Source organism: Pseudomonas sp. KK4 (assembly GCF_001984065.1).
Lineage (GTDB): Bacteria > Pseudomonadota > Gammaproteobacteria > Pseudomonadales > Pseudomonadaceae > Aquipseudomonas.
Genome location: NZ_LYVP01000059.1, coordinates 15,942 through 32,622 on the forward strand (window position 1 = coordinate 15,942; position 16,681 = coordinate 32,622).

The 16,681-nt window shown below is 59.3% G+C and carries 19 protein-coding genes; 13 read left to right on the plus strand and 6 right to left on the minus strand.

The features are described 5' to 3' along the window. Positions 1-18: 18 nt before the first annotated feature. From brnQ to B0W55_RS18915, 3 genes are all read left to right on the plus strand, one after another. Positions 19-1,332, plus strand: coding sequence for a branched-chain amino acid transport system II carrier protein (gene brnQ / locus B0W55_RS18905; RefSeq protein ID WP_077047448.1), 1,314 nt, complete (start codon positions 19-21; stop codon positions 1,330-1,332). A gap of 261 nt (positions 1,333-1,593) precedes the next feature. Beyond that, a complete protein-coding gene (locus tag B0W55_RS18910) occupies positions 1,594-2,331 on the plus strand; it encodes a DUF599 domain-containing protein (protein ID WP_077047449.1) in 738 nt (245 codons plus the stop codon). Further along, positions 2,331-2,732 (plus strand): MAPEG family protein, encoded by a 402-nt coding sequence (locus tag B0W55_RS18915; RefSeq protein WP_077047450.1) that lies wholly within the window; start codon positions 2,331-2,333, stop codon positions 2,730-2,732. The genes B0W55_RS18910 and B0W55_RS18915 overlap by 1 nt, the downstream gene beginning before the upstream one ends. Positions 2,733-2,808: 76 nt before the next feature. Here B0W55_RS18915 and B0W55_RS18920 read toward each other — a convergent pair whose 3' ends face one another. Continuing rightward, positions 2,809-3,045: a hypothetical protein gene (locus B0W55_RS18920; protein ID WP_053156833.1), complete on the minus strand. Its 237-nt coding sequence runs from the start codon at positions 3,043-3,045 to the stop codon at positions 2,809-2,811. Between the two features lie 158 nt (positions 3,046-3,203). Between B0W55_RS18920 and B0W55_RS18925 the strand changes: the two genes are divergently transcribed. The 4 genes from B0W55_RS18925 (at position 3,204) to B0W55_RS18940 (ending at position 6,910) form a co-directional block, all read left to right on the plus strand. Then, positions 3,204-3,680, plus strand: a complete 477-nt coding sequence (locus B0W55_RS18925; protein WP_077047451.1) for a PaaI family thioesterase — start codon at positions 3,204-3,206, stop codon at positions 3,678-3,680. Continuing rightward, entirely contained in the window at positions 3,677-4,129 is a 453-nt protein-coding gene (locus tag B0W55_RS18930) for a PaaI family thioesterase (RefSeq protein ID WP_077047452.1), read from the plus strand. Before B0W55_RS18925 ends, B0W55_RS18930 begins: the two co-directional genes overlap by 4 nt. 81 nt (positions 4,130-4,210) lie before the next feature. After that, positions 4,211-6,115, plus strand: coding sequence for a molecular chaperone HtpG (gene htpG / locus B0W55_RS18935; RefSeq protein ID WP_077047465.1), 1,905 nt, complete (start codon positions 4,211-4,213; stop codon positions 6,113-6,115). Between the two features lie 66 nt (positions 6,116-6,181). Beyond that, a complete protein-coding gene (locus B0W55_RS18940) occupies positions 6,182-6,910 on the plus strand; it encodes a dienelactone hydrolase family protein (protein WP_077047453.1) in 729 nt (242 codons plus the stop codon). Between the two features lie 121 nt (positions 6,911-7,031). Here the strand turns inward: B0W55_RS18940 and B0W55_RS18945 are convergent, their stop codons facing one another. From B0W55_RS18945 to purM, 5 genes are all read right to left on the minus strand, one after another. Then, entirely contained in the window at positions 7,032-7,892 is an 861-nt protein-coding gene (locus B0W55_RS18945; protein ID WP_077047454.1) for a pirin family protein, read from the minus strand. A gap of 62 nt (positions 7,893-7,954) precedes the next feature. Continuing rightward, the gene (locus B0W55_RS18950) at positions 7,955-8,371 is read right to left on the minus strand and encodes an OsmC family protein (protein WP_077047455.1); all 417 of its coding nucleotides are present in this window, start codon (positions 8,369-8,371) and stop codon (positions 7,955-7,957) included. Positions 8,372-8,514: 143 nt separating this feature from the next. Then, positions 8,515-9,228 (minus strand): DUF3108 domain-containing protein, encoded by a 714-nt coding sequence (locus B0W55_RS18955; protein ID WP_077047456.1) that lies wholly within the window; start codon positions 9,226-9,228, stop codon positions 8,515-8,517. Positions 9,229-9,236: 8 nt separating this feature from the next. After that, entirely contained in the window at positions 9,237-9,887 is a 651-nt protein-coding gene (purN, locus tag B0W55_RS18960; protein WP_077047457.1) for a phosphoribosylglycinamide formyltransferase, read from the minus strand. Next, positions 9,887-10,945: a phosphoribosylformylglycinamidine cyclo-ligase gene (gene purM / locus B0W55_RS18965; RefSeq protein WP_077047458.1), complete on the minus strand. Its 1,059-nt coding sequence runs from the start codon at positions 10,943-10,945 to the stop codon at positions 9,887-9,889. The genes purN and purM overlap by 1 nt, the downstream gene beginning before the upstream one ends. A 383-nt stretch (positions 10,946-11,328) precedes the next feature. Here purM and B0W55_RS18975 point away from each other — a divergent pair, with 383 nt between their 5' ends. The 6 genes from B0W55_RS18975 (at position 11,329) to B0W55_RS19000 (ending at position 16,613) form a co-directional block, all read left to right on the plus strand. Continuing rightward, positions 11,329-12,369 (plus strand): DUF2066 domain-containing protein, encoded by a 1,041-nt coding sequence (locus B0W55_RS18975; RefSeq protein ID WP_077047460.1) that lies wholly within the window; start codon positions 11,329-11,331, stop codon positions 12,367-12,369. Positions 12,370-12,405: 36 nt separating this feature from the next. Then, a complete protein-coding gene (locus B0W55_RS18980) occupies positions 12,406-13,479 on the plus strand; it encodes an AI-2E family transporter (RefSeq protein ID WP_077047461.1) in 1,074 nt (357 codons plus the stop codon). A 196-nt stretch (positions 13,480-13,675) separates the two neighbouring features. Beyond that, positions 13,676-14,380 (plus strand): DnaA regulatory inactivator Hda, encoded by a 705-nt coding sequence (gene hda, locus B0W55_RS18985; RefSeq protein WP_007936072.1) that lies wholly within the window; start codon positions 13,676-13,678, stop codon positions 14,378-14,380. A 214-nt stretch (positions 14,381-14,594) separates the two neighbouring features. Further along, the gene (locus B0W55_RS18990) at positions 14,595-15,242 is read left to right on the plus strand and encodes a C40 family peptidase (RefSeq protein ID WP_077047462.1); all 648 of its coding nucleotides are present in this window, start codon (positions 14,595-14,597) and stop codon (positions 15,240-15,242) included. A 165-nt stretch (positions 15,243-15,407) separates the two neighbouring features. Beyond that, positions 15,408-15,944 (plus strand): C40 family peptidase, encoded by a 537-nt coding sequence (locus tag B0W55_RS18995; RefSeq protein ID WP_077047463.1) that lies wholly within the window; start codon positions 15,408-15,410, stop codon positions 15,942-15,944. 15 nt (positions 15,945-15,959) lie between these two features. Beyond that, positions 15,960-16,613 (plus strand): O-methyltransferase, encoded by a 654-nt coding sequence (locus tag B0W55_RS19000; RefSeq protein WP_077047464.1) that lies wholly within the window; start codon positions 15,960-15,962, stop codon positions 16,611-16,613. Positions 16,614-16,681 lie beyond the last annotated feature (68 nt).

The following is a 16,681-nucleotide window of genomic DNA, read 5'->3' on the forward strand; positions in this document are numbered from 1 at the left end:
CAGTGTGGTATTTCCTTAATGAAAGTGTTGAAAGGTCAGGACATCCTGGCACTTGGTTTTATGACGTTTGCCCTGTTCGTCGGGGCCGGCAACATCATCTTCCCGCCCATCGTCGGTTTGCAGTCCGGGCCTAACGTCTGGATGGCGGCGCTGGGCTTTCTGGTCACGGCGGTCGGTCTGCCGGTGGTCACCGTTGTAGCGCTGGCCAAGGTCGGTGGGGCGATGGATGCCTTGAGCAGCCCGATCGGCAAGATCGCCGGTGGTTTGCTGGCGGCGGCGTGCTACCTCGCTGTGGGACCGCTGTTTGCCACGCCACGCACGGCTACCGTTTCCTTCGAAGTGGGTCTGGCACCGTTGACCGGCGAAAGTCCGCTGGCGCTGTTCCTCTACAGTTCGGTGTATTTCCTGCTGGTGTTCTTCATTTCGTTGTACCCGGGTCGCCTGCTGGATACCGTAGGACGCTTCCTCGCTCCACTGAAAATTATCGCCCTGGCGGTGTTGGGCATTGCGGCATTCGCCTTGCCGGCGGGTGATATCGGTCAGGCCACCCCTGAATATGTGGCGGCACCGTTCTCCCAGGGCTTCATCAATGGTTACCTGACCATGGATACGCTGGGTGCACTGGTGTTCGGCATCGTGATCGTCAACGCCATTCGTTCCCGTGGCGTCGAATCGCCAGCGCTGATTACCCGTTACGCGATCATTGCCGGCCTCATCGCCGGCGTGGGCCTGGCGCTGGTGTACATCAGCCTGTTCCGTCTCGGTTCGGGCAGCCATGAAGTGGCGGTCGGCGCAACCAACGGTGCGGCGGTCTTGCACGCCTATGTGCAGCACACCTTCGGTTCCCTGGGCAGCGGCTTCCTCGCGGTGCTGATTTCCCTGGCGTGTCTGGTGACCGCGGTCGGCCTGACCTGCGCTTGCGCGGAATACTTCAGCCGTGTGCTGCCACTGTCCTACAAGACCCTGGTCATCATCCTGGCGGCGTTCTCGCTGCTGGTGTCCAACCTGGGCCTCACCAAGCTCATTGCATTCTCGATCCCGGTGCTGACTGCCATCTACCCGCCGTGCATCGCTCTGGTAGCCCTGAGCTTCTGCAAGGACTTCTGGCATGAACAGGGCCGTATCGTCGGACCGGTGATGCTGGTGTCGTTCATCTTCGGACTGATCGATGCCCTCAAGGGCGCCGGTCTGGCGGACTGGATGCCGACGCAACTGGCGCATCTGCCGCTGAGCGAGCAGGGGCTGGCATGGCTGGTGCCTTCGGTGATGACCCTGGTGGTTGCAGTGGTTTGCGACCGCCTGCTGGGCAAGCGCGAAGAAGCGCTGGCTTAAGCTTCACTGGCCCGTCATGAGGGGGCCGCTGAACAGAAATGGAAATGCCCCGTATCAATCGATACGGGGCATTTTTTATGGGCAGGGTGCGGTGTCTTTTTACTTGGGCTAACGTCGAACCACTGCGATCACCCAATGTGGGAGCGGGCTTGCTCGCGAAGACGTTGCCCCCGTCGGATCATTCATTGACTGGCACGCAGCATTCGCGAGCAAGCCCGCTCCCACAGGGCCTCGGTACACTTTCTGCTCAAAAGGACCTGCATGTCGTTCATCCAAGCCAATCTGATCCACATCCTTGCCGCGCTCTGGTTCGTCATCTGCTGGGGCGGCTACACCCGCTATGCCACCTGGAAGGGCCGGGACACCGCGTGCCTGGCCAGCGTGCTGCATCTATACCGCGAAGACTGGATGCGCCGCATGCTGCTGCGTGACAATCGTATCGCCGATGCCAGCGTGATCGGCAATCTGGAGCGCAACGCTTCCTTCTTTGCTTCGAGCACACTGATTATCCTGGCCGGCATCCTGACGGTACTCGGGGCGTCGGAGCGGGCGGTGTCGCTGCTGGCGGACATTCCCATGGTGCAACAGGCTTCCCAGGGCATGTCGGAGATCAAGCTACTGTGCCTGGCACTGGTGTTCGTTTACGCGTTCTTCACCTTCAGTTGGTGCATGCGCCAGTACAATTTTGCCGCCATCCTGGTGGGCTCGGCGCCGATGGTCGGTGAGCGGCATGTCTCCGAACAGGAGCGCAAAGCCTTTGCTTCCCGTGCCGCGCGGGTTATTTCCATGGCGGCCAACCAGTTCAACTTCGGCCTGCGCTCCTACTACTTCGGCATGACCATGCTCGCCTGGTTCGTCAGCCCCTGGTTGTTCATGTTGATGAGCGCCGGCGTGGTGCTGGTGTTGTATCGCCGCGAGTTTCATTCCGATGTCCTCGACGTGATGGTCTATACCCCTACAGAGGCGCCGTTGCCCGAGGTGAACAAAGAGGCTGCTTGATGAGTATTCCGTTCTGGTGCGTGTTTATCAGTGCCGTATTGATTTATGTAGCGCGCATGCCCGTGACCACGGCCATGAAAGCGCAGGGGGGCTACGACAATCACCTGCCGCGTCAGCAGCAGGCGCAACTCACGGGGCTGGGCGCCCGTGCGGTGGCGGCGCACCAAAATTGTTTCGAGGCATTCATTCTGTTTGCGGTGGGTGTGTTGATGGCGCATACCACGCAGACGGCGGGATGGCTCATTGATCTGCTGGCGATCATCTTTGTAATCACCCGGGTCATTTATCTGTTGTGTTACTGGAAAGATCTGACCTGGCAACGCAGTCTGGTTTGGTTGGTGGGATTAGTCTGTTCTCTGTTGTTGATGATTAGTCCGACTTTTAGAACGATTTTGCTCTAGCGCCGCAATGAAGAAAACGCAGACGAAAGAAAACCCGCACTTGGCGGGTTTTCTCCTTAACTGGCTAAAAACTGATTTAGTTTTTAGGTGCAGCTTCTTTTGCTGCTGCTTCGTTCGATTCAGCCTGAGCTTTGGCGGCTTCGGCGTTTTCTTTCGCCGCGTCGTTCACTTTATCCTGAGCTTTGTTCATGTCTTGCTGAGCTTGCTCAGCATGTTTGGCAGCATCTTGAGCTTTGTCCTCGGATTTTTTATCGCAGGCAGCGAGACCGAGGGAAGCGGTCAACATCAAGGCAATAGCTAAAGTCTTACGCATGGGGTGTTTCTCCTTATGGAAATTAACTACTGGCCTTTCGAGCGCAGGCCTCGGGGTTAAGTTCCTCAAATTCCTCAGATATATAAGTTTGTTCTAACACGGAACTTTTTCATGGACCGATACTGCACTCCACGATCATTTAAAGGCGTTTTTATCAAATGACCGAAAACCCCGTTTTTGAGCGCGCGATACGATTCATGTCGGCATTGCGCCATTGTCAGGTACTCGGCTTGCAAGTCCATGGCGCCAGTCAGGAAGGTCTGACGGTAATGCTTCCCTATAGTCAGCAGATCGTCGGCAACCCCGACACTGGGGTGATTCATGGCGGCGCACTGACCACCCTGATGGACACCGCCTGCGGCATGTCCACGCTCTGCGTGCTGCCGGAATTCGAAGTTTGCCCGACCCTCGACCTGCGCATCGATTACATGCACGCCGCCGAACCTCACAAGGACGTGTACGGATTTGCCCAATGCTACCGGGTGACCACCGATGTGATCTTCGCCCGTGGTTTTGCCTACCAGGACGATCCCGAGCAGCCGATTGCCCATGTGGTGGGCACGTTCATGCGCATGGGCAAGGGCATCAAAGGCACCCAAGGCTTTGGTGGCGCCATCGCCGCAGGTGCGAAATGACTGACGGTTTCCGGGAACAGTTGCGCCAGGCCCATCAGCAGGGCGATTACAGCGCGCTGCTGCAGCTGATTCCCTACGCCACGCTGATCGGCGTCGAATGTTCGCGGGTGGGGGATGAACTGCTGTTTCGCCTGCCGGCCAACAAAGACAACATTGGTAACCCTTTGCTGCCGGCGATCCACGGTGGTGTCATCGCCGGTTTCATGGAACTGTCCGCCGCACTGCATCTGTTGATTACCACTGGTTCACCGGGCGTGCCGAAAATCATCGATTTTTCCCTTGATTACCTGCGTGCCGGGCATTTCCGCGATACATGGGCCCGTTGTCAGGTGTGCCGCCAGGGACGCCGGGTGGCCAACGTGGCAATTACCGCGTGGCAAAGCACCGAAGCCGAGCCCATCGCCACGGCCAGGGCGCATTTCAAACTCGAGGAGCCCTTGAAATCCTGAACGCCGCCCCCAACTCTCATGACAACCCGCCGCAGACCCTCTTGGTCGCGGCTTATGCCATCTGATTGGAGTTTGATGACCATGAGTGTGGAAACTCAAAAGGAAACCCTGGGCTTCCAGACCGAGGTAAAGCAGCTGCTGCACCTCATGATCCATTCGCTGTATTCCAACAAGGAAATCTTCCTTCGCGAATTGATCTCGAACGCCTCTGACGCCGTAGACAAATTACGTTTCGAAGCCCTGTCCAAGCCAGATTTGCTGGAAGGTGGCGCGGAACTGAAAATCCGTGTGAGCTTCGACAAGGACGCCAAGACTGTCACCCTCGAAGACAACGGCATCGGCATGAGCCGTGAAGACGTGATCACCCACCTGGGCACCATCGCCAAGTCCGGCACCGCCGACTTCATGAAAAACCTGTCGGGCGACCAGAAGAAGGACTCGCACCTGATCGGTCAGTTCGGCGTGGGCTTCTATTCCGCATTCATCGTGGCCGACAAAGTCGACGTGTTCAGCCGTCGTGCCGGCAGCCCGGCCAGCGAAGGCGTGCACTGGTCGTCCAAGGGTGAGGGCGAGTTTGAAGTCGCCACCATCGACAAGGCCGAGCGCGGTACCCGTATCGTGCTGCACCTGAAGTCCGGCGAAGACGAGTTCGCCGACGGCTGGCGCCTGCGCAACATCATCAAGAAGTACTCCGACCACATCGCTCTGCCGATCGAGTTGCCTAAAGAAGCGGCAGCTGCCGAAGGCGAGGACAAGCCTGCCGTTGAGTGGGAAACCGTCAACCGCGCCAGCGCCCTGTGGACTCGCCCTCGTACTGAAGTGAAGGACGAGGAATACCAGGAGTTCTACAAGCACATCGCCCACGACTTCGAAAACCCGCTGAGCTGGAGCCACAACAAGGTCGAAGGCAAGCTGGAATACAGCTCGCTGCTGTACGTACCGGCCCGTGCACCCTTCGACCTGTACCAGCGTGAAGCGCCCAAAGGCCTGAAGCTGTATGTGCAGCGCGTTTTCGTCATGGATCAGGCCGAGTCGTTCCTGCCGTTGTACCTGCGCTTCATCAAGGGCGTGGTCGATTCCAACGACCTGTCGCTGAACGTGTCGCGCGAGATCCTGCAGAAAGACCCGATCATCGATTCCATGAAGTCGGCACTGACCAAGCGCGTGCTGGACATGCTGGAAAAACTGGCGAAGAACGAGCCTGAGCAATACAAGGGCTTCTGGAAGAACTTCGGTCAGGTCATGAAAGAAGGCCCGGCAGAAGACTTCGCCAACAAAGAAAAAATCGCCGGCCTGCTGCGTTTCGCATCGACCAACGGTGACGACGGAGAGCAGGTTGTGGGCCTGGCCGATTACCTGGCTCGCGCCAAGGAAGGTCAGGACAAGATCTACTACCTGACCGGCGAAACCTATGCTCAGGTCAAGAACAGCCCGCACCTGGAAGTCTTCCGCAAGAAAGGCATCGAAGTACTGCTGTTGACCGACCGCATCGACGAGTGGCTGATGAGCTACCTGAGCGACTTCGACGGCAAGAGCTTTGTCGATGTGGCCCGTGGCGACCTGGACCTGGGCAACCTGGACTCGGAAGAGGACAAGAAGGCCGCGGAAGAAGTCGCCAAGTCCAAGGAAGGTCTGGTGGAGCGTCTCAAGACTGCACTGGGCGAATCCGTGGCCGAAGTGCGGGTTTCCCATCGTCTGACCGACTCGCCGGCGATCCTCGCCATCGGCGAGCAGGACCTGGGTCTGCAAATGCGCCAGATCCTCGAAGCCAGTGGCCAGAAGGTGCCGGACTCCAAGCCGATCTTCGAATTCAACCCGGCTCACCCGTTGATCGAAAAGCTCGACAACGAGCAGAGCGATGAACGTTTCGGTGACCTGTCGCACATTCTGTTCGATCAGGCCGCCCTGGCGGCCGGCGACAGCTTGAAAGACCCGGCGGCTTACGTGCGTCGTCTGAACAAGCTGTTGGTTGAACTGTCAGCTTGATCATGTTGTAGAAAAACCCGCTTCGGCGGGTTTTTTCATTCTGGTGTTTAAAATCAGGAGTCAGAAATGAGCCAAATCACTGTACGTTCCGTTGTCTACCAGATTGACGGTCAGGCCTACGAAAGCCGCCTGGCGTTCGACGCTGACCATAAAGGTGCGCGTCCGGGGTTGTTGATGGCACACAACTGGATGGGCATCAGCGCCGGTGCCGAGGAGATCGCCAAGTCGGTGGCTGCCAAGGGCTACGTAGTGTTGATCGCGGACATCTACGGCCAATCGCTTCGCCCGCAGAACAACGACGAAGCAGCCGCGGCGATGATGCCGCTCAAGAATGACCGGGCGTTGATGCGCAAGCGTCTGCAAGTGGCGTTCGAGCAATTGCAACAGCAGGGCGAGGCGGCAGTCGATATGTCGAAACTGGCGACTTTCGGTTTCTGTTTCGGCGGTTGCTGCGCGTTGGAGCTTGCCCGTACCGGGGCTCCGGTGAAGGCCGCAGTGTCGTTCCACGGCACCCTCGATACCCCGAATCCGGCTGATGCGAACAACATCAAGGGCAAGGTGCTGGTGCTTCACGGCGCGTCCGACCCATTGGTGCCGAAAGAGCAGTTGCCAGCCTTTGAAGATGAAATGAATGCGGCCGGTGTGGATTGGCAGTTGATCAGCTACGGCGGCGCGTTCCACTCGTTCACCGACACCCACGCCAATGTGCCGGGGATGATGATGTACGACGCCAAGGTGGCTGCCCGGGCATTTACCTCGATGCACAACCTGCTGGATGAAGTGTTCAAGGGTTGATCATGATGTGGTTGGTGTAAGTGCCGGCCCCTTCGCGAGCAGGCTCGCTCCCACAGTTTGGAATGTGTTCCTCTGTGGGAGCGAGCCTGCTCGCGAAAGCGGCGTAAGTTACACCGAGGTCTCAGGGCAATTCGATCCGCTCGACTTCCCCTGGCACCGTCGGCCAGTCCCCGGCCGCCCAGCGTCGGCGGGCGTCATCGATCATGGCCGGATCGCTCGCGACAAAATTCCAGTTGATCCGTCGCGGACCGTCCAACGGTGCGCCGCCTAACAACACCGCATGGCAATCGCTGTCGGCAGACAGTGTCATCTCTTGCCCGGAAGGCAGCACCACCAGCGAGTGCGGCTCAAGCGATTCGCCATCCAGTTGTGCCTCGCCACTCAATAGATACAGCGCGCGCTCTTCGTGCTCGGTAGGGATCAGCAGGGTCGTCGCCGTCTGCAGGTGCAGTTCCGCATACAACGTAGGTGAAAGTACCGGCACGGGTGACTCCAGGCAAAAGCCTGACCCGGCGATCATGCGGATCTTCACCCCAAGGTTTTCGCTGACCGGCAACGTGGTCGCCGGATGATGGCTGTAATGGCCCGGCCCCTGTTCACGGTCTTTGGGCGAAGCCAGCCAGATCTGCAAGCCGTGCATCGTGAAGCCGCGTTGCTTGAGGGCGTCGGGCGTGCGCTCGACGTGGGCAATGGCGCTGCCGGCGGTCATCCAGCTGACGTCGCCGGCGCTGACCACTTGATCGGAGCCCAGGCTGTCCTTGTGTTGCAACTGCCCCTCGAACAGGTAGGTGAGGGTGGACAGGCCAATGTGCGGATGCTGGCGGATGTTCATGCCGTCGCCCGGTGCGTAGCGAGTCGTGAGCATGTGGTCGAAAAATACGAAAGGCCCGACGTTGCGGCATTTGGCAGAGGGCAGCGGGCGAAGAATCGGCTGGCCCTCGACATCTTCTGCGCGGGGGCGGATCACGAGCGGAGTGTTCATGGTGCGTTCCAGGCTGAGCGGGTGATGCCGTCGAGCATAACCCGCTTGTGCAACCCTTGCCGCTATTGGCTGAACGCGCCTTCCGAAAGGTGGGTCTCGATGCTGACGTCAGTGGTGGTCATCAGCTTGTGGATCGGGCAGCGGTCGGCGACACGGTGCAATTCGTCACGCTGGGCATCGGTAAGCACACCCTTGAGTGTGAGTTTGACGTGCAGTGCGTATTTTCCCTTTTGCTCTTCACTGTTGTCGCGTTTGACCTCGACACCCACACCGGTAAGGGGGATGTCCTTTTTCCTGGCGTACATTTTAAGGGTCAAGGCTTTGCAGGCGCCGAGCGCCGCGTCGAAATAATCATGGGGCTCCGGCGCGCTGCCTTCGCCGCCGGCGGAAACAGGCGCATCGGCAAACAACTCGTGGTCATCGATCTGGACGCTGTGACGCAGGCCTTCGGCGGAAACGGTGTTGACGGTAACAGTCATGGGAAACCTCGCTGACGGTAGGAAAAGTCATTCGATCAAAAAGGACCTTGAAGGTATAGAGCCCATGTGCGCAGCTGTCGTTCCAATTTGTGGGAGGCGAAAAAAAGCCCCGCAATCGCGGGGCTCTTGGGTGTCGTTGCCGATCAGCTGCCTTTGACAGCCTTGCCATTGACCTTGCCGTCCAGGAGCATGATGTTGTACTCCTTGCCGTCGGTTTCGACCTGTTGCAGGCGGACCAGCAGGTAATCCCAGTCCTTGGCGAACCACAGCACGGTGATGCGCTTGCTTTGAGTCGGGTCGCGCACGCGCTCGACCTTGATCGCGTCAATCTGACCGGCCTTGGTATCGACTTTCTCCGAGCCCAGCACACGGAAGTCATAGGTATCGACTTCGCCATCATCAACCACCTGATAGCTCATGCTTTTCTTGCCGGCGGCCACGTCATGCTGGAGAGCCAGCTGATAGGTGGACTTGTCGACCATGCCACGGTTGAGCGGAATGTTGACCGCGTCGCCACGGTCGGTACCCGTGACCTTCTTGGCGGTCCAGTCGAAATCCAGATCGGCCTTCTTGGCTTTGCCCAGGCCACCGCGTTCAAAGTGGTAGGACTGCGGCAGGAAGGTGTCTTTGTCGACGGTCAGGGTGCTTTCTTCGGACAGGCTGGCGATCATCATCGACGCCTTGAAGCTGAGTTTCCAGGCGCCGTTGGCTTCCTTGGTCAGGCTGCGCTCGGCGGTGCCGCTCATGGGCAACTGTTTCCAGTCGGCGGTGTAGCTGGCGGAGAAAGGTTGAAGGTCTGCAGCCTGTGCGAAGGGCAGGGCGAGCAGCGCGCAAGCGAAGAGCAGGGCACGACGCATAAAATCTCCTAGATTCGAATCAAGTGGCCGCTGGCCGCGAGTAATTGTCCATCCATTAAAGCACCTTGATCGCCAAGCGACAGTCGGCCTTCGGCAAACCAGCGTACGGCCATCGGGTAGATAAAGTGTTCCTGGACATGAACCCGCTGCGCCAGACTCTGCGGCGAGTCGTGCAACTCTACCGGTATTACTGCCTGTACGACCAGTGGTCCGCCATCGAGTTCCTCGGTGACGAAGTGCACGGAGCAGCCATGTTCGCTGTCGCCGGCTTCCAGCGCGCGCTGATGGGTGTGCAACCCTTTGTATTTGGGTAGCAGCGAAGGATGGATATTGAGCAGGCGACCCTGATAGTGGCGTACGAAGTCAGCGCTGAGAATGCGCATGAAGCCGGCCAGTACCACGAGTTTGGGGTTGAACGCGTCGATCAGTTCGATCAGCGCGGCATCGAAGGCCTCGCGGCCATCAAATGCCTTGTGATCCAGGGAGCGGGTGGCGATACCCGCGTCCCTGGCCCGTTGCAAGCCGTAGGCGTCGGCGCGGTTGGAAATCACCGCAGCGATGCGGACCGGGCTGTCGCCGGTCCGCGTGCTGTCGATCAGGGCCTGCAAGTTACTGCCGGTGCCTGACAACAGCACCACGACATCACAGGTCTTAGGCATCAGTGAGCCTTGAGGTTCTTCAGTTCAACCTGGGCTGCGCCTTCGGCAGCGGTGGCGATCTGGCCGATGACCCACGGCTGTTCGCCGGCTTCACGCAGTACGTTCAATGCGGTTTCAACGTGCTCCTGAGCCACGCAGATGACCATGCCCACGCCGCAGTTCAGTACGCGGTGCATTTCGTTCTCGTCGACGTTGCCTTTCTCTTGCAGCCAGTCGAACACCGCAGGACGGTTCCAGCTCGCCACGTCAACCACGGCTTGAGCGCCTTTTGGCAGTACGCGCGGAATGTTGTCCAGCAGGCCGCCACCGGTGATGTGAGCCATGGCCTTGACCGCGCCGGTTTCCTTGATCAGCTTGAGCAGCGGCTTGACGTAGATGCGGGTCGGGGCCATCAGCAGGTCGGTCAGCGGTTTGCCGTCGAGCTGAGTGTTTTCGATGTCGGCGCCGGACACTTCGATGATCTTGCGGATCAGCGAGTAGCCGTTGGAGTGCGGACCGGAAGACGGCAGGGCGAGCAGGGCGTCGCCGGCAGCGACCTTGGAACCGTCGATGATTTCGGATTTTTCCACGACGCCGACGCAGAAGCCGGCCAGGTCGTAGTCTTCGCCTTCGTACATGCCAGGCATTTCAGCGGTTTCACCGCCGACCAGGGAGCAACCGGACAGTTCGCAGCCTGCGCCGATGCCGGTCACCACCTGAGCGGCGGTGTCGACGTTCAGTTTGCCGGTGGCGTAGTAGTCGAGGAAGAACAGTGGCTCGGCGCCGCACACCACCAGGTCGTTGACGCACATGGCCACTAGGTCGATGCCGATGCTGTCGTGCTTGTTCAGGTTCAGCGCCAGGCGCAGCTTGGTACCGACGCCGTCAGTACCGGACACCAGTACAGGCTGCTTGTAGCCGGCCGGGATTTCGCAGAGGGCGCCAAAACCGCCCAGGCCGCCCATGACTTCCGGGCGCGCAGTGCGCTTGGCGACGCTCTTGATGCGTTCGACCAATGCTTCACCGGCGTCGATGTCTACACCGGCGTCCTTGTAGCTCAGGGAGGGTTGCTTGCTCATGATCCAGGCCTTTAGGGGGGATTTCTGGGTAACGACCGAGTTCAGCGGGGCGCCGAAATCGACGGGGGCGATGGCCTCACGCGAATTTCAAGGGTGCCCGGCTGTTGCCGGTCTGCGAAGGCGCGCGATTTTATCAGGCTTGAAGGGCAGCGGCCATCCTCAGGCCGACGGCAGGGGCATATCGATTCAAAAAAACCGTATTTACCCCGGGATGATGGCATCCTTCAGGCCTGCGTAGAGTATCGCCATTAAGCGTCTATCGTTATGACAGTGCGAAAACTTACCCAGGACGTGTGAATGTTTTGCGCCCGGCCATGGTCACAGCCTTGCTCGAACGTCTTCATGCGGTCTGTTCCAGCCGCTCTTGTCGCCAGGAATCTTCCATGCGTTTTTGTAAATTCTTGTTTGTGGGCTGTTTGTCGTTGGTCAGTCTGATCAGTCATGCCGAAACCGTAAAAGGTCTTTATCAGGTGCGCGAACCCGTGAGCGGTCAGTCGCCGCAAGAGCGCGACCAGGCCACTCAGCGCGCACTCGATACGCTGGTGTTACGCCTTACCGGTGACCCCAAGGCAGCACAGAACCCGGGGCTGGCGGCGATTCGCAAGGACCCGCAGCAAATTATCAGCCAGTACGGCTTCGATTCCGGGCCGCCGGAAGTGTTGAAAGTTGACTTCGACCCGGGCACCACCGAGCAGGCGTTGCGTCGTGCCGGGCTTGCCGTGTGGGGCGCCAATCGGCCTTCGATTCTGGGCTGGTGGCTCAATGACAACACCGAGGGCTCAAGCCTGGTGGGTGATGGTCAGGCCAGCGCCGTGCCGTTGAAGCGTGCGGCGCAACATCGCGGTTTGCCGCTGCGTTTGCCGTTGGCGGATCTCAATGAACAGATCGTCGCCACTGCGCCGAATCTGGAAGGCGCCGATCCGGCGCCATTGCGCAATGCATCGGAACGCTACAACGCCGATGCCTTGCTGGCGGTGCACGCCCATGAAGAGGGTGGTCAGTGGCAAGCCAAGTGGCGTTTGTGGCTGGGGGATCAGAAAGAGGCCGGCACCGCCACGGGGGCTGATCAAGCGGCCCTGGCGGACGCGGTGATGCTGGCGGTCAATGAGCGATTGGCGCCACGCTTCGTCGCCAAGCCGGGGGCTTCGACTCAACAATTGCTGGAAGTTCAGGGCATGAATCTTGAGCGTTATGCGACCCTTGGGCGCTTGCTCGAGCCTTTCAATGGCCGTCCGCAAAGTGTCGACGGCGACAGGATTGTCTATCGGGTCAATGGCAGTACCGATCAGTTGCGGGCGCAATTATCGCTGGCGAAGTTGCAGGAGGTGGCGGCCCCGGCACCCGTTGCACCGGCGGCTGACGGTTCGGCCCCTGCGCCAGCACCGGCTCCGGCTGCAACCCCCCAGCTGCATTTCCGCTGGTAGTTTTTCTTTCTTTATATAGAAGCAATGGAGTGGTTCATGGCCGATACGCGGCGTTGGTACTGGTTGGGTGCAGTCGTTCTGTTCTGCGCGTTTATCTGGCTGTTGCATCCGATTCTGACGCCGTTCCTGGTGGCGTTATTGCTGGCTTATCTGTTTGACCCGCTGGTGGACCGGCTGGAGAGGGCCGGGCTGTCACGCACATTGGGTGTGGTGGCGGTGTTTGCCCTGTTCACCCTGATCCTCACCACCTTGCTGTTGGTGCTGGTGCCGATGCTCGCCAAGCAGCTGTTTCGTTTGTATGAGCTGGCGCCGCAGATGCTCGATTGGTTGCAGCACACCGCGTTGCCGTGGATGCAGTCGAAGTTCGGCCTGTCGGAAGGTTTCTGGAAGTTCGACAAGCTCAAGGCCGCCATCAGCGAGCACATGGGGCAGACCACCGATATTGTGGGCGTGGTGCTCAGTCAGGCGACCGCTTCGGGTCTGGCGCTGATCGGCTGGCTGGCGAATGTGGTCTTGATCCCCGTGGTGAGTTTCTACTTGCTGCGCGATTGGGATGTGATGATGGCCAAGATCCGCAGCCTGTTGCCTCGGGACCGCGAGGAACGAGCGGTGGCGCTGGCCGGTGAATGCCACGAAGTGCTCGGCGCCTTTGTGCGCGGACAGTTGCTGGTGATGGTGGCGTTGGGCGTGATCTACGCCGCGGGGTTGATGCTGGTAGGGCTGGAGCTGGGGCTTTTGATCGGCATGATTGCCGGCCTGGCGGCGATTGTGCCGTACATGGGCTTCGTGATCGGTATCGGCGCGGCCTTGATCGCCGGTCTGTTCCAGTTCGGTGGCGACCTGTATCCCATGATCGGCATCGTTGCCGTATTCATGGTCGGGCAGGCTCTGGAGGGCATGGTCCTGACGCCATTGCTGGTGGGTGATCGCATTGGCCTGCACCCGGTGGCGGTGATTTTTGCGATCCTGGCTGGTGGTGAGCTGTTCGGCTTTACCGGGATTTTGCTGGCGCTTCCGGTGGCGGCGGTGATCATGGTGCTGGTGCGTCATGTGCATGATTTGTACAAGGATTCGGAGATGTACAGTGGTGTCGATGAGCCAGAGCTTTAGGCGGGTTGTCGGGCAGCCCGGGTCGATGCCGGGTGCGGCCCTCAGCGCCAAAGAAACTGTCATAAAACCGGTGCGTCAACGCAAACCTTTGATTTTGCTTGTGGTGTGTCGCATTGTGCGGTCGGCTTCACGGGTATAAACTTCGCAAACTTTACACAGAGGCCACTAACGGTTCCGTTGGAACTGTTCAGTCAGCATGAAACCGATTCAGCTGCCCCTAGGTGTGCGTCTGCGTGACGACGCCACCTTCATCAACTACTACCCAGGCGCCAATGCCGCTGCACTCGGCTATGTCGAGCGGCTATGCGAAGCCGACGCCGGCTGGACCGAAAGCCTGATTTATTTATGGGGCAAGCATGGGGTAGGACGTACGCATCTGTTGCAGGCCGCGTGCCTGCGTTTCGAACAGATGGGTGAGCCGGCGGTGTATCTTCCGCTGGCCGAGTTGATGGATCGCGGCATCGAAATCCTCGACAACCTCGAACAGTACGAACTGGTTTGCCTGGATGATCTTCAGGCGGTGGCTGGCAAGGCCGACTGGGAAGAAGCGCTGTTCCATCTGTTCAATCGCCTGCGTGACAGTGGTCGGCGCCTGCTGATCGCGGCGTCGACTTCCCCGCGTGAACTGCCAGTCAAGCTGGCCGACCTCAAATCGCGCCTGACTCTGGCGCTGATCTTCCAGATGCGGCCGCTTTCCGATGAAGACAAACTGCGCGCCTTGCAGCTGCGTGCATCCCGTCGCGGCCTGCACCTGACCGATGAAGTCGGGCACTTTATCCTGACCCGTGGAACCCGCAGCATGAGTGCCTTGTTCGAGTTGCTCGAGCGCCTCGATCAGGCCTCTCTGCAAGCGCAGCGCAAGCTGACCATTCCCTTCCTGAAAGAAACCCTGGGCTGGTAGCCGAGCCCTGTAAAAACGGGGGTTTGGCAAGTTTCAGGCGCCAAAAAAAGCGCTTTCCTACAGGCTGCAGGCTGCGCAAGGGATCAAAATGGGCTTAAGCGCTTAGATGTTAACGAGAAACCGATAAGTCACAAAAAGTTCGATTGAATTTGCAAATGAGGTCGATAGCGGGCATAGTCTCGGCTTCTTTACAACTTCAGCCACGGTCGTGCCCATGCTAAATCGCTTTGCACCCCTCGTGCCTCTCGCACTCGTTACCCTGTTGTTCGGTTGCGCTGCCCACACTCCGGTGTCCGAGCAAGCACAGCAACAGCAGGTCAAAAACTCTGTTACTGCCCAGTCTTCCGTTCGTTATCAGGATTCTCTTTACCAGGAAGAAGTGGCGACCGAAAAAGAACTGGCTGACTTTGCCGACGGCAAGTCTTATCAACTGCCAGTACTGGCCGACAGCATCCTGGAACGCGGCATGTCGCTGATCGGTACCCGCTACCGTTTCGGCGGCACCTCTGAAGCCGGTTTCGATTGCAGCGGTTTCATCGGTTATCTGTTCCGTGAAGAAGCCGGTATGAACCTGCCGCGCTCCACACGCGAAATGATCAACGTAGATGCCCCACTGGTTTCGCGCAGCAAGCTCGAACCAGGCGATCTGCTGTTCTTCGCAACCAATGGCCGTCGCGGTCGTGTCAGCCATGCTGGCATCTACCTGGGCGACAACCAGTTCATCCACTCCAGCAGCCGCCGCAGCGGTGGGGTTCGGATCGACAGCCTGGGTGACAGCTACTGGAGCAAGACCTTCATCGAAGCCAAGCGCGCCCTCGCCATGGCGCCAAATGCGGCACCGATCGTCACCGCACGCAAGTAAGCGGACAGTTTGTAAGGCGAACTTAAAGTCTTACTTGAACTTTGCCGCATAAGCGCTAGAATCTGATCCATGAATGATGGCAAACCGCCTGCGTAATACGCAGGCGGTTTTCTTTTCTGCGCCCTTCGCAGAAAACAGCCGCAGCCAGATCAGGATGCTCTGCTTATGACGACCTCGGCCCGCCTTACAATCATGTTCCTCGCCGCGCTGCTCAGCGCTTGCGCCAGCCGTACCCCGCCGCCCGCGCCGGTAGTACGCCCGCCCATCGTCTTCGGTCCCTCCCAAGCCTTTTCTCCAGAAGCGGAAGATGTGCTGTTTCGCGCGCTGGGCCTGGTGGGCACTCCCTATCGTTGGGGTGGCAATACCCCGGATTCAGGATTCGATTGCAGTGGGCTGATCGGCTACGTGTACCGTGATGTCACCGGCATTGCCCTGCCACGCACCACGCGGGAAATGATCAGCATGCAAGCAGCCGATGTCGGCAAGGAAGGCCTGCAGACCGGTGACCTAGTGTTCTTCGCCACCAACGGCGGTTCCCAGGTCAGCCATGCTGGAATCTACGTTGGCGAAGGTCGCTTCGTTCATGCGCCTGCTACCGGTGGCACGGTGAAGCTCGATAGCTTGTCCAAGGCGTATTGGCAGAAAGCCTACCTGAGCGCCAAGCGTGTCCTGCAACCGGAGCATCTGGCGCGCAATCCGTAACTGACGGAGGTTGTGATGACCGCTCGCACGCTCAATCTCGACGATTCGCTCTACCAGTACCTGCTGGACGTGTCCCTGCGCGAAACACCGCTGCTCAAACGCTTGCGTGACGAAACCCAGGCGCTGCCCATGGCGCGCTGGCAAGTGGCCCCGGAGCAGGGGCAGTTTCTCACTTTGATGGTGAAACTGACCGGCGCCAGGCGAATTCTCGAAGTCGGCACTTTCACCGGTTACAGCGCCCTGTGCATGGCCGCCGCACTACCGGAGGAGGGAGCGTTGATCTGCTGTGACATTGCCGGCGATTACAACGCCATCGCCCGCCGCTATTGGCAGGAAGCAGGCGTTGCCGATCGCATCGACCTGCGCCTGGCGCCTGCACTGCAAACCCTGAGTGCCCTGGATGAGCCAGGGCGGTTCGATCTGATGTTCATTGATGCCGACAAAGCCAACTATCCTGCCTATCTGGAGCACGCGCTGCGCCTGCTGCGCACGGGCGGCCTGGCGATATTCGACAACACCTTGTGGAGCGGCCGGGTGCTTGAGGCTGATCCCGAAAGCGCGGACACCCGCGCCATCCAGGTGCTCAATCGGGCGTTGAAAGATGACGCGCGTGTCGATCTGTCGTTATTGCCGCTCGGTGATGGTCTGACCCTTTGCCGTAAACGCTGATCCAGCCATTGTGGGAGCGGGCTTGCTCGCGAAGGCGGTGGGTCAGCTACTTTAATGCCATCTGACAC

Coding starts and splice junctions, on each gene's coding strand:
- B0W55_RS18995 (WP_077047463.1), top strand. CDS start 15,408: ATGACGACCTCGGCCCGCCTTACAATCATGTTCCTCGCCGCGCTGCTC.
- B0W55_RS18930 (WP_077047452.1), top strand. CDS start 3,677: ATGACTGACGGTTTCCGGGAACAGTTGCGCCAGGCCCATCAGCAGGGC.
- purN (WP_077047457.1), bottom strand. CDS start 9,887: ATGCCTAAGACCTGTGATGTCGTGGTGCTGTTGTCAGGCACCGGCAGT.
- B0W55_RS18940 (WP_077047453.1), top strand. CDS start 6,182: ATGAGCCAAATCACTGTACGTTCCGTTGTCTACCAGATTGACGGTCAG.
- B0W55_RS18950 (WP_077047455.1), bottom strand. CDS start 8,371: ATGACTGTTACCGTCAACACCGTTTCCGCCGAAGGCCTGCGTCACAGC.
- hda (WP_007936072.1), top strand. CDS start 13,676: ATGAAACCGATTCAGCTGCCCCTAGGTGTGCGTCTGCGTGACGACGCC.
- B0W55_RS18910 (WP_077047449.1), top strand. CDS start 1,594: ATGTCGTTCATCCAAGCCAATCTGATCCACATCCTTGCCGCGCTCTGG.
- B0W55_RS18980 (WP_077047461.1), top strand. CDS start 12,406: ATGGCCGATACGCGGCGTTGGTACTGGTTGGGTGCAGTCGTTCTGTTC.
- B0W55_RS18955 (WP_077047456.1), bottom strand. CDS start 9,228: ATGCGTCGTGCCCTGCTCTTCGCTTGCGCGCTGCTCGCCCTGCCCTTC.
- B0W55_RS18990 (WP_077047462.1), top strand. CDS start 14,595: ATGCTAAATCGCTTTGCACCCCTCGTGCCTCTCGCACTCGTTACCCTG.
- B0W55_RS18925 (WP_077047451.1), top strand. CDS start 3,204: ATGACCGAAAACCCCGTTTTTGAGCGCGCGATACGATTCATGTCGGCA.
- B0W55_RS18975 (WP_077047460.1), top strand. CDS start 11,329: ATGCGTTTTTGTAAATTCTTGTTTGTGGGCTGTTTGTCGTTGGTCAGT.
- purM (WP_077047458.1), bottom strand. CDS start 10,945: ATGAGCAAGCAACCCTCCCTGAGCTACAAGGACGCCGGTGTAGACATC.
- B0W55_RS18915 (WP_077047450.1), top strand. CDS start 2,331: ATGAGTATTCCGTTCTGGTGCGTGTTTATCAGTGCCGTATTGATTTAT.
- B0W55_RS18920 (WP_053156833.1), bottom strand. CDS start 3,045: ATGCGTAAGACTTTAGCTATTGCCTTGATGTTGACCGCTTCCCTCGGT.
- B0W55_RS19000 (WP_077047464.1), top strand. CDS start 15,960: ATGACCGCTCGCACGCTCAATCTCGACGATTCGCTCTACCAGTACCTG.
- htpG (WP_077047465.1), top strand. CDS start 4,211: ATGAGTGTGGAAACTCAAAAGGAAACCCTGGGCTTCCAGACCGAGGTA.
- brnQ (WP_077047448.1), top strand. CDS start 19: ATGAAAGTGTTGAAAGGTCAGGACATCCTGGCACTTGGTTTTATGACG.
- B0W55_RS18945 (WP_077047454.1), bottom strand. CDS start 7,892: ATGAACACTCCGCTCGTGATCCGCCCCCGCGCAGAAGATGTCGAGGGC.